This window comes from Micromonospora cynarisoli (assembly GCF_030518815.1).
Classification (GTDB): Bacteria; Actinomycetota; Actinomycetes; order Mycobacteriales; family Micromonosporaceae; genus Micromonospora; species Micromonospora wenchangensis.
Window position 1 is genome coordinate 4,738,071 of record NZ_CP130426.1, and the last position, 12,582, is coordinate 4,750,652.

Genomic DNA, 12,582 nt, shown 5'->3' on the forward strand with positions numbered 1-12,582 from the left:
CCGGACCGGTCGTCCGGTGGGTCACGTCACGCGATGCGGGACGAGTGGTGGACCGGGCCCTCACCCTACCCGCGACTGGTAGCGGGTGTCCGCGCCGGACCCCGGCACACCGCACTCCGCGCCGCTCACCCACGCCCACCGCGCGCCCGTGGAATCGGCGAAGTGGACCACCAGCGCCGGCTCGCCGTTGAACGTGGCGTAGTCGACGACCTCGACGGTGACCGGCCCACGCTGGTGCGCGGACGCGATGTCGGCGAGGCAGGCGTCGAGCGCCGTCCGCCCGGTCAGCCGGTCCAGTCCGGCGGGGGCGGCGAGCCGTTTGCTCTCCGGCGCGCCGGGGCTGGTCTGGGTGGTGATCCCCGTTTCGTCACCGGGCTGGAGGCCCGGCGGGGTGACGGGTTGGGCCAACGGGGCGTCCGTGGTGCCCCGCAGCGTCGACGGGGACCAGTCGACGCCGCTGCGCCGGGTCTCGCCGCTGAACCGGAACCCGCGCTCGGCGTTCTCCTGCACCGGGCCGGCCATCGAGGTCGGCGCGTCCCGGTCGGTCGTGCCGTCGACCAGGTGGGCGACGCCGAAGCCCACCGCGGCCAGCGACGCCGCGGCGAGGGTCACCGGCCCGGCGAGCCGCGCCCAGCGTCGCCGCCGGCCGGGGCCCGACGGATCGGCACGCCCCTCACCGGGACGACCGCCGGGGGTACGCCGGCCGCCCGGCTGCGTCGGCACCGGGCCACCCGCCCCGACCGGCCGGACGTCGCCCGGTGCGGCCGGTCGCGCGGCCCGGCGGGGCGTGGCGTCGTCCTCGGCTGGCGGGTCGACGGCCGGACCGGCACCGGCGAGCACGGCGGTGAGCCGTTCCACCACGGCCAGGGGCATCTCCGGTGCGGCGGCGCCCCAACCGGCCAACGCGTCGTGCACCCGGGCCGCGGCGGGCGACAGGACGGCGTACGCGTCGGCCCAGGCCGGGTCCTCGGCCACCAGGCGAGCGACGACGGTGTGCTCCGGGGTGCCGTCCAGTGCCCCGCCCACGTAGTCGGCGAGCAGGTCGTGGTCGACCTCCCTGAACTCCCGGCCCGTCACGTCTCCTCCTGGATGGCGTCCCGCCGGGCCCGCCCCGACCCCGATCGGACGCCGGTGGCCGGCTGCCGGTTCCCGGGTGTGACGTCGGGAACGTCCCGACCCGTCCGGCGGGCCCCGTCCACCCCGGTCGGTCGGCTCGACTGCTGCTCCCCGCCGGTACGCAGGTGCCCCAGTACGCCGGCCAGCCGGGCCCGGCCCCGGGCGCACCGGCTCTTCACCGTGCCCTCGGCCACGCCGAGTATCCGGGCGACCTCGGCGACCGGGTAGCCCTGCACGTCCACCAGGATCAGCGCGGCCCGCTGCTCGACCGGCAACCCGGCCAGCGCCTGGCGTACCACCAGGGCGGTGTCGTGGTCGGTGGCCGGGGCGGCCGGTTCGACGCCACCGGTCCCCCGGGCGTCGTCGGTGCGGTTGCCGTCGGCCAGCGGCACGGTGGGGTGCGCCTGCCGACGGCGGAGCCGGTCCAGGCAGGCGTTGACCACGATCCGGTGCAGCCAGGTGGTGACGGCGGAGTCGCCCCGGAACCGGCCGGCGGCGCGGTGGGCGGAGAGCAGCGCGTCCTGGAGGGCGTCGGCCGCCTCCTCCCGGTCGCCCGTGGTCCGCAGGGCCACCGCCCAGAGCCGGTCGCGGTGCCTGTGGAAGAGTTCGGTGAAGGCGTCCCGGTCACCGGCGACGTGGGCGCGGAGCAGGTCCAGGTCGGTGGTCTCGGGGTGCGACACCGTGACCGACGCCGGCCCACCGGTCGCCGGGTCGGGTGACTGCCCGCCGCGACCGACCATCACCACGCCCGGCGGAGGCGGTGACGGGGTCGCGGCCGGCGGATCACGATCCCTGGACCGAGATCTCCTGGACGCCCAGCTTGAAGCCCCGCTCGGTGGAGGGCAGCTCGGTGATCCAGAAGAGCAGGTACTGGTATTTCTGCTCGGGGTCGAAACCGTCGAAGGCCATCTTGGTGCCGTCGTGCTGCTCGAACGGCTGGCCGATCCGGGTCTTGAAGCCCTTGACCAGGTCCTTGTCGCCCTGCGAGGTGGACGGGAAGTCGCCGCTGCCGGTGAACAGCGCGGCGGAGACGCCGGAGTCCGACAGGGTGGCGGTGAGCGACTTGACCGTGTGCGGGGCACCGAGGTCGATCCAGACCCCCATGCCCTTCTTGTAGTTGCTGAAGTTGGCCGAGTAGTAGGTGTCGGTCTCCCAACCCTTGTCCTCGTCGCCGTCCATCATCTTCTCGGCGTCGCCCAGCTCGTCACGCTCCCGGCTGTCCGGGTCGATGATCCGAATGTCCTGGATGGCGAGCTTGCGCACCACGGAGGCCGGGGTGGCGTCGCCGACCGGCGCGCTGCTGGAGGGGCGGGCCACCGGCTCGGTCTCCGGGCTGTCGCCGCCGCCCAGGGTGGTGATGCCGATGAGCAGGCCGACGAGGGCGACCGCCAGCAGCCCGGCGATGCCGATCGCGACCTTCCGCCCGCCCGCGGCGGCCAGCGGTGACCGGTCCTCGACGCCGTCGGCGGTGAACCGGATGGTGCCGGTCTGGTCGAGGAAGTGGTCCTCGGCGGGGATGTCGAGCCGACCCAGCTCGGCGGAGAGCACATCCGACGACGGCGGGGCGATCTCGGCGTCGAGCAGGTCCATCGTCAGGTCGTCGAGGTACGCCGGCACGCCGGCCCGGACCTGCCGGGGGGCGGCGATGGCGCCGCTGGCGTCGCGGACGGCGTCCGGGATGGCGGCCCGGCCGTGGCCGGCGGTCGCGCCGCGCAGCGGGGCCTCGGCGTGCGGCCAGTGCCCGGTGAGGGCGAAGTAGAGGACGCCCCCCACCGCGCGGATGTCGGCTTCCTGGCTGTCGTCGCCGTCGGTGCGGGCGTCGGCCAGGACCACCCGGCCGTCGTCGCTGATCATCACGGTGCCGGGGTGCACGTTGCCGTGGACCATCCCGGTCGCGTGCACGGCGGCGATGGCGCTGGCGACCGCGTTGCCGACGGCGGTGGCCCGGGCCGGGTCCAGTGGCCCCTCGGCGACCAGGTCACGCAGGGACCGGCCGTCGACCCACTCCCGGACGACGTAGGCCCGGACCTCCTCGTCGATCGCGTCGTAGACGCCGACCAGGTTGGGATGGATGACCCGGCTGGCCGCCACGGCGGCCTGGAGCATCTCGGTGGCCGAGTCGCCGCCGGGGTAGCGGAGCACCACCGCCACGGGCCGGCGCAGGATGACGTCGACCCCCCGCCAGACCAGGCGCCCGGCGCTGTCGTTGTTGATGTGCTCGACCAGTTCGTACCGCTCGGCGAGGATCTCACCGGCCGTGGGAGCACCGAAGGTCATGACCGGAGGAGCAGTTTCCTCCGCCTCCTGACCCTCGCCGACCTGGGTCACCCGTCCTCCCTCGGTGATCGTGTCGATCGATGGACCCGCGCTGCTGGGCATGTGGCTTCCCGCTCCGCCGTCGATGGAACCGACCGGCGGCGTCGACTCGGGCGTCGGCCACCTGCCGTGTCCGTCGACAGCGACCTTACCCGGACCGCCCGTCATACCGACATGTCATCTTCCCGCCGCGCTCGACGGCCTGTCGTGTATGGGGCGATAAGTCCGTTTAACGCCACTCTCTCCCACGTTGCTGACACATGTACTGGCCAATCTAGACGCCCGTCGCAAACCGTCGACCTCGGGGCCGACCCGCCGGGAACGATCGGGTGTCGGCAGGTCTGGTTCCCGCCGAACGGCCGTACATGCTCAGCCTTACGGTTGGTTATCCACAGCCCTTTACGGTGACTGAGCGGGCAATCATCAGGTTATCCACAGCCGTGTCCCCAGGCTGGTGATCCTCGTTCACCCTGCGTGTCCCCTGCCCGGCCCCGGCTGGCCTGCGGGTCAGCGGCCGAGCCGCCGCCGCACCATCGCGACCACCTCGGTGATCTCGCCGATCCGCAGAACCATCGCCAGGCCCAGGTACGTCCCGCCGATCACCACCCCGCCGAGGACCAGCCGCACCGCCGCCGCCGTCCAGCTCAGGTTGCCCGGATCACCGGGCAGCAGGTTGACCACCAGCAGGCCGACCAGCGCCGCGCCGAGCGCCGCCACCAGCACCTTGCCCATGGTCCGCATGATCCGGCCCAGCCCGATCCGGCCCACCCGGGGCCGCAGCAGCATCGCCGAGAGCACCGCCGCCGCGACGTACGAGATGGCGTTGCCGAGCATCATGCCGGCCGCCGCGAAGGTGGCCGAGAAGGCGACGAAGACCCCGATCTGCACGGCCACCCGCAGGATCACCACCGGGATGTTGACCAGCGCCGGGGTACGGGTGTCCGGCAGCGCGTAGAAGGCGAAGGTGAACAGCTGGCTGATCGCGAACGGCACCAGGCCCAGCGCCGCGACCAGCAGCACCAGCGAGGTGGCCAGCGCGTTGTCACCGGTGAACGCGCCGTACCGGAAGACCACCACGGAGACCGGGCCGGCCAGCACCGCGTAGCAGACCGCGATCGGGGCCAACACCGCCGTCACCATTCGGGTGCCCCGGGACAGGTCGGCGGTGACGTCGGTGAACCGGCCCTCGGCGGCGGCTGCGCTCATCCGGGGCATCAGCGCCGTGATGATCGAGACGGCGATGATGCCGTGCGCCATCATCAGCAGCAGGAAAACGTTGTTGTAGATCAGCAGGCCGGCGTTGTTCTCGTCGCCCCCGGCGGCCCGGGTGAGCAGGTTGACCACCACGAACAGGCCGAGCTGGTTGACCGCGACGTAGCAGAACATCCAGCCACCGAGCCGGGCCAGCTCGCGCAACCCCAGCTCGCGGAAGTCGAACCGCAGCTTCCACCGGAAACCGACCTTGCGCAGCGCCGGCAGCAGCCCGGCCGCCTGCACCGCCACGCCGAGCAGGGTGCCCCCGCCGACCAGCAGGATGCGGTCCCAGCCGATGTCCTCCGGGCCCAGCGCCTGCGCGCCGTACACCGCGATGTAGAGGCCGAACGTGCCGATGACGACCAGGTTGTTCAGGATCGGCGCCCACATCGGCGCGGCGAAGTGCCCCCGGGTGTTGAGCACCGCCGCGATCAACGCGCTGACGCCGGTGAAGAACAGCATCGGCAGCATCAGGTACGACAGGTTGGTGACCAGGCCCGTGTAGGCCTCGTTCTTGCCGCCGGCGTAGAGCGTGGTCAGGGTCGAGGCCAGCAGCAGGGCCAGCACCACGGTGACCGCGAGGGCCAGCACCGCGAGGGTCAGCAGCCGCTGGGCGTACGCCTCGCCCCGGTCCGGGTCGGCCTTGCGGCGACGTACCAGCACCGGGATCAGCACGCTGGTCAGCACGCCGCCGAGCAGGAACTCGTACACCTGGTTGGGCAGGAACTGGGCGGTGGTGAACGCGTCGCCGACGGCGCTGCCCAGCGCGGCACCGATCATCAGGTTCCGGACGAAGCCGGTGCCCCGGCTGACCAGACTGCCGACCGCCATCACCGCGCTGTTCGCCGCCGCGCTGGTCTCGGCGACCACCTCCTGCGGCGGCGCGGTCGCCTCCACCCCCGGCTGGTTCAACGGTTCGGCGGAGATGAAGGTCGCCCCGTCGTACGGCCGGGGCCCGTCGCCCCCCTGCGCGGCGTTCGCGCTGCGGTAGAGCCCGCCGCTCATCTCCAGCCTCCCCGGGGTACGTCGGAGCCGGCACCGGTCCGCACGTCCATGACCATAGTCAACCCGCACCCGACACCCGCGCCCGGCGGATCGCTTCCCGTCCCCGCCCGATAGGCTGGCGATCCCATGTCCGAAGCCTCCACACCCCACGCCGCCGCACGCCGCGAACTGACCACCGTGCAGCGCAACGCCGTCGCCGAACTGCTCCGCGTCTCCCCGGTCGCCGACGAACTGGGCCGCCGGTTCGCCCGTGCCGGCCACGAACTGCACCTGGTGGGTGGTTCCGTCCGCGACGCCCTGCTCGGTCGGCTCGGCGACGACCTGGACTTCTGCACCGACGCCCACCCCGAGCAGACGTTACGGATCGTCAGGGGCTGGGCCGAGTCGATCTGGGAGACCGGTCGGGAGTTCGGCACCATCGGCTGCCAGCGCGACGGCCTCCGGTTGGAGGTCACCACCTTCCGCGCTGAGGCGTACGACCAGGTCAGCCGCAACCCCGTCGTCGAGTACGGCACGAACCTCACCGACGACCTGAAGCGGCGGGACTTCACCGTCAACGCGATGGCGGTCAGCCTCCCCGACCACCGCTTCACCGACCCGTACGGCGGGCTGGACGACCTGGCCGCAAAGATCATCCGTACCCCGGGCACGCCCGCCGAGTCGTTCGGCGACGACCCGCTGCGGATGCTGCGGGCCGCCCGGTTCGCCGCCCAACTCTGCTTCGCCGTCCACCCCGACGTGCGGGCGGCGATGGTGGCGATGGCCGCCGACCTGGACCGGATCACCGCCGAGCGGGTCCGCGACGAGTTCACCAAGCTGCTGTGCGGCGCCGACCCGATCACCGGGCTGCGGCTGCTGGTCGACACCGGGCTGGCCGACCGGTTCCTGCCCGAGCTGACCGGCCTCAAGCTCACCATCGACGAGCACGCCCAGCACAAGGACGTCTACGAGCACACCCTGACCGTGGTGAGCAACGCGGTGTCGTACGAGACGGACGGCTGCGACTTCGTGCTGCGGATGGCCGCGCTCATGCACGACGTCGGCAAGCCGGCCACCAAGGCGGTCGGGCCGGACGGCCGGGTCAGCTTCCACCACCACGAGGTGGTCGGCGCCCGGCTGACCAAGAACCGGATGAAGGCCCTGCGCTACCCGAAGGACGTCACCGCCCAGGTCACCAAGCTGGTCGGCCTGCACCTGCGGTTCTACGGCTACGGCCGGGGCGAGTGGACCGACTCGGCCGTCCGCCGGTACGTCACCGACGCCGGTGACCTGGTGGACCGGCTGCACAAGCTGACCCGCTCCGACTGCACCACCCGCAACCGGCGCAAGGCCGCCCAGCTCGCCGCCGACTACGACGCCCTGGAGGAGCGGATCACCCGGATCGCCGCCGAGGAGGACCTGGCCCGGGTCCGGCCCGACCTGGACGGCAACGCCATCATGGAACTGCTCGGCGTGCCGCCGGGGCCGGTGGTCGGCCGGGCCTGGCAGCACCTCAAGGAACTGCGCCTGGAACGCGGCCCGCTCGACCGCGACGAGGCCGAGGCGGAACTGCGGCGCTGGGCCGCCGAGCAGGGTCTGAGCTGACCTGAACGACACGAGGGGCCGCCCGGCACACGCCGGACGGCCCCTCGTCGCGGATACGGTCAGCGGGTCTCGACCGCGCTGCCCTCGACCGGCGGCTTGCCGTTGGCCGGGGACCCGGCCGACGCCGCGCCCAGCTTGGCGAGCAGACCGGCCAGGTCGATGCCGGTGAGGTCGGAGCCGAGCTGGAGGCCCTGGGCCACGTTGCCGGCCACCGACTTGGTCAGCGACGACGCCCCGTCGGTCGAGATCACCGTCATCTTGTCGATCGCGCCGATCGGGGCGCTGGCCGCCTCGACCACCTGCGGCAGCACCTTGACCAGCAGGTCGAGCACGGCCGCCTCGCCGTACGCGGCGAACGCCTCGGCCTTGCGGGCCATCGCGTCGGCCTCGGCCTGACCCCGGGCCAGGATGGCCGTGGCCTCGGCCTGCCCCTCCCGCTCGACCGCCTCGGCGATCGCGGACCGCCGCCGCTGCTCGGCCTCACCCTCCTTGGCACCCTCGATCGCGTTCGCCTCGGCCAGCGCCGCCCGGCGGGCCCGCTCACCCTCACCGGTGAGCCGGGACTGCTCGGCGGCGGCCTGGGCGGCGGCGATGGTGGCCTGCCGCTGCGCGTCGGCGTTCAGCACCGCCGCGTTGCGGGCCGCCTCCGCCTCCTGCTCCACCTTGTACCGCGCCGCGTCGGCCGGCTTGCGGACCTCGGTGTCGAGCTGCCGCTGCTTGAGTTCGGCGTTACGCTCGGCCACCTTCTGCTGCTCGGAGAGGATCGCCTGGTCCCGCTCGGCCTGGGCGAGCGGGCCGGCCGCCGCCGACTTGGCCTTCGCGGCGTCGATCTCGGCCTGGATCGCGGCCTGCTTCAGCGACAGGTTCCGGTTCGCCTCGGCGATCGCCTCCTCGGCCAGCAGCCGCTCCTGCTCGGCCTGCTGCCGGGCGCGCGCCTCGGCGATGGCCGCGTCCTTGAGCACCCGGGCCGCCTCCGGCCGCCCGAGATCCTGCAGGTACGACCCCTCGGCCAGGATGTCCTGGAGCTGGAAGGTGTCCAGCACCAGCCCCTGGTTGGTCATCGAGTGCTCGGCCTCCTCGGCGACCGCGTTGGCGAACGCCGCCCGGTCCCGGATGACCTCCTCGACGGTGAGCCGGCCGACGATCGAGCGCAGCGCGCCGGCCAGCACCTCCCGGGTGAAGTTGTCGATCTCGTCCTGCTGGTGCAGGAACCGCTGGGCGGCGGCGCGGATCGCGTCCTCGGTGCCGCCGACCTTGACGATGGCGACACCGTGCAGGTCGGCCCGGATGCCCTGCTTGCTGACCGCGCCCCGGATGCCGACGTCGATGCGGCGGCTGGACAGGTCGAGCGACTGGAGCTTCTGCACCACCGGCAGGACGAAGACCGACGCGCCGAGGACGACCTTCTGGCCGGAGTTGTCGGTGGACCGGCCGCCGTCGGCGGTCTGCGTGGTCCGACCCTTGCGGCCGGTGACGATGAACGCCTCGTTCGGGCCGGCCACCTTGATCCGGGAGAGCACGAACAACACGAGGACGAGGGCGAGGACGACCGCGCCGACGATGGCGATGAGGAGAGGCATGGTGGTTCCGTCTCTGCGAGAAGAGGGGTCAGTAGGTCTCGACGTGCACGCTGGTCTCGCTCAGCGTCTGCACCACGAAGATCTGCGCGCCGAGCGGGATGGGCCGGTCGGCGCGGGCGTTGAGTTTCACGGGTTGGCCGGCGACGCGTACCCGTACCTCGCCGTAGCCGCCGGCCGGGATCGGGGTGACGACCAGGCCGAGCGCGCCGACCAGGTCGTCGCGGGTGGGGGTGGCGTCGGTGCGCATGTCGCGCGCCGCCCGGCTCAGCCGCCCCGCCAGCCACGCGGTGGGCACCGCGGCGAGCGTGCCGCCACCCACCGCCGCCGCGATCATCCCGGGGGTACCCCCGCCGAGCAGTTCGTTGACGATGGCCGCGCCGAAGCCGAACGCGCCGAGGAAACCGGCGACCGCCTCGACGGAGACCGGACCGTCGACGTCGGGATGACCGAAATGGAGGATTTCACCGCCGAGCAGGGCGAGCGCCAGCACGCCGACGCCCGCCCCACCGATGATCAGAAAGATGAGCGTCCCCGTGGCCACGACCTGCACGGTAGCGAGCCGACGCAACATTCCGCGTGATCATTTGGGGGCGACGGACACCGTCCGTTCGGTCAACTCCCTCGGCAGCGGCAGCCGTTGCAGCTCGTGTCCGGCGGGGTCGGCGAGCACGACGTCCCGCCGGCCGCCCGGTCGCCGGTAGAGCAGCCGGTCGTCGCCGACCCAGGCGACCTCGGCCACCGGCAGTGTGCCGAGCACCGTGCCGGCGACCGCGTCGACCAGCAACGGCTCCCGCTGCCCCTGGACCACCGCCCGATTTCCGTCGGGCGACCAGGACCACGGGCCGGCCGGATCGCCGGGAATCTTCACGAACCGGGTCGGCCGCCCGTCGTCGGCGGAGAAGAACTGCACTCCCCAGCGCGGATGGCGGAGCTGCTCGGAGCGGGACGCGAAGCTGTCGGTCAGCGGCAACGTCACCTCCCGGCCGTCCCGGGTCCAGGTGAAGGCGCAGTGGTCGGTGCAGCGGTACCTGACCGGGTCGATCCGGTACTCCCGGTACCGCCCGCCGACCTCCAGTACGCCGAGGTGGTGCACCCCGCCCCGCAGGACGGTCACCGCCAACCGGCGTCCGTCCGGCGACCACTGGACGTCCACCGCACCGCGGACCCGCTGCCAGCGCAGCTTCCCGGTGGCCGCGTCGGCGAGACCGAGCTGCCCGGGGCGCTGCTCGTCCCGCACGGCGGTGATCGTGCCGGCGGGGGCCGGCCACACCTCGGCGTACCCGCTGGCACGGACGTAGCGGGACCGGGTGCGGTCCAGCACGTATCCGCTGCCGCCTGTCACGCCGCCGGTGACCACCCAGCCACCGGGCAGCGCCAACGGCCGGGCCGGCCAGTCGGCGTCGGGGGTGGGCAGCAGCGTCGTGCCGGGGGTGGGGCTCGGCGTGGGCCGCGCCGGCTGGACCGGGCGCTCCGGCCGGAGCAGCACGAACGGCACCACTACCGCCACCGCCACCACCGCCGCCGCGCCGACCACCGTGACCCGGCGTCGGATGCGCAGCCGTCGGCCCCGGGCCAGCGCCGCCAGGGCCAGCCGGGGCGACGGCCGCGCCTCGTCGGCGAGATCGTGTACGGCGGCCCGCAGCGCTTCCTCCGCCCGTCGGCTCATCGCTTCACCTCCGGGCTGTTGACGAGATCGTCGAAGGAGGGCACCAGCTCCCGCAGCCGGGCCAGCGCGCGGGACGCCTGGCTGGCCACCGTGCCGGCCCGGCAGCCGAGGACCGCGGCGGTCTGCTCGACGCTGAGGTCCTCCAGGTAGCGCAGCGTCAACACCGCCCGTTGCCGGGGCGGCAGCGCCCGGAGCGCGTCGCGCAGCAGCATCCGTAGCTCGCTGTCGTGGCTGCTGTTGCGCTCGCCGGGCCGTTCCGGCAGCACCGCCACCGGAACCTCACGCCGGCGGGCCAGCCGCCGCCAGCCGGAGACCTGGTCGTGGTAGAGGATCCGGCGCACGTACGGCTCGGCGTCACCCCGGATCCGGGGCCACCGGGCGTACGCCTTGGCCAGCGCGTTCTGTAGCAGGTCCTCGGCGGCGTGCTGGCTGCCCGCCAGCGCGTACGCGACGCGCAGCAGCGCGTCCCCCCGTTCGTTGACGAACGCGGTGAACTCCCCGTCGGTGCCTTCGGTCACCGCTCACCTCCGTACCGAAGACGCTCGGCGGCGGGAAAACCTTGCCCCGTCCACTGGTGTTTCGTCGCCGTCGGCTCCGTGGGGTGGCCGGCGACGACGGACGGCACGTCCGGCTGGTCCGACGTGGCGGGCCGATCCCGCGCCCGCTCCGGGCCCGGCCCCCGCTCCCGGTGTCGGTCGGGCCGGGAAGAATGGTCGGCATGCGCTGGACCGTGCTCGACTCCCCGATCGGGGAATTCTCCGTCGCCACCGACGGGACGGCGGTCTGTGGCACGCACTTCGGCCGGGTCGCGTCGGCCGACGACGAGCCCGCCGACGGGCTGGCCGGCCGGGCGGTCGCGGAACTGCGGGCGTACTTCGCCGGTGAGCTGACCGGGTTCACCGTGCCAGTGACGGTGCCGCGCGGGTCCGAGTTCGAGCGCGCCGTCTGGCGGGAGATGACCCGCATCCCGTACGGGGAGACGCTCACCTACGGCGAGGTGGCCCGGCGGGTCGGCGACCCGGGCGCGGCACGGGCGGTCGGGGTGGCCTGCAACCGCAACCCGGTCCCGGTGATCATGCCCTGCCACCGGATCGTCGGCGCGGGCAGCAAGCTGGTCGGCTTCGGCGGCGGGCTGCCCCGCAAGGTGACCCTGCTGGAACTGGAGGCCGGGGTCGCGCTGCGCCGCGCCTGGTCGTGACGATCAGGTCGCCGACCAGTGCGGCAGGGCCGGGTGGGCGTGGACGCCGGTGTTTTTCGGTTTTCCTGGGTGGGCAGCGGCAGCGGGACGAGTTGCAGGGCCGCGAGTGCGTGCCGGGCGTGGGACGCCTGGGCAATCTCCGCCGGACAACCCTGGGCCCTGGCTCGGATGGTGGTCGGCCAACCGGGCACATGCCCCTCGGTCGTTGATGAATTCCCAGCTCACAGATATCTGGCGAGTTTTTCGGGGGGCGTGACCGAAGAGCAGGAACCCACCTCCGCGGCCTTCCGAACAATCATCATGTTGTTCCCGCAAGCAATTATCTGAGCTGCGTGATGACTCAGTCCGGCGTTGAGATTCGTCGAGTGAGGGGAGCAAGATCGGAGGTGCGGGCGGGAGCTCGACGACGGTGTTCCGTCGGATCCGACTCCCTGCTCCGAATCTTCCAACGAACCAACGCGCGACGTGACACCGTCGTGCCGGCAAGGAGTTCCGACATGTCTTCTCAACACCAGCTGGATGGCGGCCGTCCGCGGCGGCGTGGGACCGACGGCGGTGCCCTGGTGGCCGTTCTGCTGGCCATGCTGATGATCTACTCGGCGCTGGTGATGCGCGACGGCGGATCCTGGCGGGTGGCGGTCGTCATGCCGGCGATCCTGGGGATCGTCGCGGTCCAGATGGCCCGCTGGACGTCGCCGACCTGGGGCCGCAGCCATCGGCGGACGCTGCGCCGGCTGTTCGCCATCCTGGGCGCGGAGACCGGACCCGGAGGCCAGGACGTCGCAGGACTGGCGGGTCGATCCGACGGACAGACTCCCGAAGGCCGGTGACGGTCGTCCTACGCGCGCAGGAAGGTCGGAACG

The 12,582-nt window shown here is 73.0% G+C and carries 11 protein-coding genes; 3 read left to right on the forward strand and 8 right to left on the reverse strand.

Annotated features, from left to right (window positions below; all coding sequences use genetic code 11):
- Window positions 1-60: 60 nt before the first annotated feature.
- The 4 genes from Q2K16_RS20470 to murJ all read right to left on the reverse strand — a co-directional run bounded on the left by Q2K16_RS20470 (window position 61) and on the right by murJ (window position 5,691).
- Window positions 61-1,077 carry a hypothetical protein gene (locus Q2K16_RS20470; protein ID WP_302739361.1) on the reverse strand — a complete coding sequence of 339 codons (1,017 nt, stop codon included), beginning with the start codon at window positions 1,075-1,077 and terminating at the stop codon, window positions 61-63.
- Window positions 1,074-1,856: an RNA polymerase sigma factor SigM gene (gene sigM / locus Q2K16_RS20475; RefSeq protein WP_489671792.1), complete on the reverse strand. Its 783-nt coding sequence runs from the start codon at window positions 1,854-1,856 to the stop codon at window positions 1,074-1,076. Before sigM ends, Q2K16_RS20470 begins: the two co-directional genes overlap by 4 nt.
- Before the next feature lie 43 nt (window positions 1,857-1,899).
- Entirely contained in the window at window positions 1,900-3,495 is a 1,596-nt protein-coding gene (locus tag Q2K16_RS20480; RefSeq protein WP_302739365.1) for a protein kinase family protein, read from the reverse strand.
- A 444-nt stretch (window positions 3,496-3,939) separates the two neighbouring features.
- Complete coding sequence (murJ, locus tag Q2K16_RS20485; protein ID WP_302739366.1) at window positions 3,940-5,691, reverse strand: murein biosynthesis integral membrane protein MurJ; 1,752 nt, start codon at window positions 5,689-5,691, stop codon at window positions 3,940-3,942.
- A gap of 126 nt (window positions 5,692-5,817) precedes the next feature.
- Between murJ and Q2K16_RS20490 the strand changes: the two genes are divergently transcribed.
- Complete coding sequence (locus Q2K16_RS20490; protein WP_088643645.1) at window positions 5,818-7,275, forward strand: CCA tRNA nucleotidyltransferase; 1,458 nt, start codon at window positions 5,818-5,820, stop codon at window positions 7,273-7,275.
- Window positions 7,276-7,334: 59 nt separating this feature from the next.
- Here Q2K16_RS20490 and Q2K16_RS20495 read toward each other — a convergent pair whose 3' ends face one another.
- Genes Q2K16_RS20495 through Q2K16_RS20510 form a run of 4 tightly spaced genes read right to left on the reverse strand, consistent with a single transcriptional unit; the run spans window position 7,335 to window position 11,039 of the window.
- Window positions 7,335-8,855 carry a flotillin family protein gene (locus Q2K16_RS20495; RefSeq protein ID WP_302739367.1) on the reverse strand — a complete coding sequence of 507 codons (1,521 nt, stop codon included), beginning with the start codon at window positions 8,853-8,855 and terminating at the stop codon, window positions 7,335-7,337.
- Window positions 8,856-8,883: 28 nt separating this feature from the next.
- The gene (locus Q2K16_RS20500; RefSeq protein WP_302739369.1) at window positions 8,884-9,426 is read right to left on the reverse strand and encodes a hypothetical protein; all 543 of its coding nucleotides are present in this window, start codon (window positions 9,424-9,426) and stop codon (window positions 8,884-8,886) included.
- A gap of 9 nt (window positions 9,427-9,435) precedes the next feature.
- Entirely contained in the window at window positions 9,436-10,521 is a 1,086-nt protein-coding gene (locus Q2K16_RS20505; RefSeq protein ID WP_302739370.1) for a TolB-like translocation protein, read from the reverse strand.
- Window positions 10,518-11,039, reverse strand: coding sequence for a SigE family RNA polymerase sigma factor (locus tag Q2K16_RS20510; RefSeq protein ID WP_302739372.1), 522 nt, complete (start codon window positions 11,037-11,039; stop codon window positions 10,518-10,520). Before Q2K16_RS20510 ends, Q2K16_RS20505 begins: the two co-directional genes overlap by 4 nt.
- A 200-nt stretch (window positions 11,040-11,239) precedes the next feature.
- On the opposite strand from Q2K16_RS20510, the gene Q2K16_RS20515 reads away from it, so the two are divergent.
- The gene (locus Q2K16_RS20515) at window positions 11,240-11,719 is read left to right on the forward strand and encodes a methylated-DNA--[protein]-cysteine S-methyltransferase (protein ID WP_302739373.1); all 480 of its coding nucleotides are present in this window, start codon (window positions 11,240-11,242) and stop codon (window positions 11,717-11,719) included.
- Window positions 11,720-12,282: 563 nt separating this feature from the next.
- Window positions 12,283-12,549, forward strand: coding sequence for a hypothetical protein (locus Q2K16_RS20520; RefSeq protein ID WP_302739375.1), 267 nt, complete (start codon window positions 12,283-12,285; stop codon window positions 12,547-12,549).
- Window positions 12,550-12,582 lie beyond the last annotated feature (33 nt).

Coding starts and splice junctions, on each gene's coding strand:
- sigM (WP_489671792.1), bottom strand. CDS start 1,856: ATGGTCGGTCGCGGCGGGCAGTCACCCGACCCGGCGACCGGTGGGCCG.
- Q2K16_RS20480 (WP_302739365.1), bottom strand. CDS start 3,495: ATGCCCAGCAGCGCGGGTCCATCGATCGACACGATCACCGAGGGAGGA.
- murJ (WP_302739366.1), bottom strand. CDS start 5,691: ATGAGCGGCGGGCTCTACCGCAGCGCGAACGCCGCGCAGGGGGGCGAC.
- Q2K16_RS20490 (WP_088643645.1), top strand. CDS start 5,818: ATGTCCGAAGCCTCCACACCCCACGCCGCCGCACGCCGCGAACTGACC.
- Q2K16_RS20495 (WP_302739367.1), bottom strand. CDS start 8,855: ATGCCTCTCCTCATCGCCATCGTCGGCGCGGTCGTCCTCGCCCTCGTC.
- Q2K16_RS20500 (WP_302739369.1), bottom strand. CDS start 9,426: ATGTTGCGTCGGCTCGCTACCGTGCAGGTCGTGGCCACGGGGACGCTC.
- Q2K16_RS20505 (WP_302739370.1), bottom strand. CDS start 10,521: ATGAGCCGACGGGCGGAGGAAGCGCTGCGGGCCGCCGTACACGATCTC.
- Q2K16_RS20515 (WP_302739373.1), top strand. CDS start 11,240: ATGCGCTGGACCGTGCTCGACTCCCCGATCGGGGAATTCTCCGTCGCC.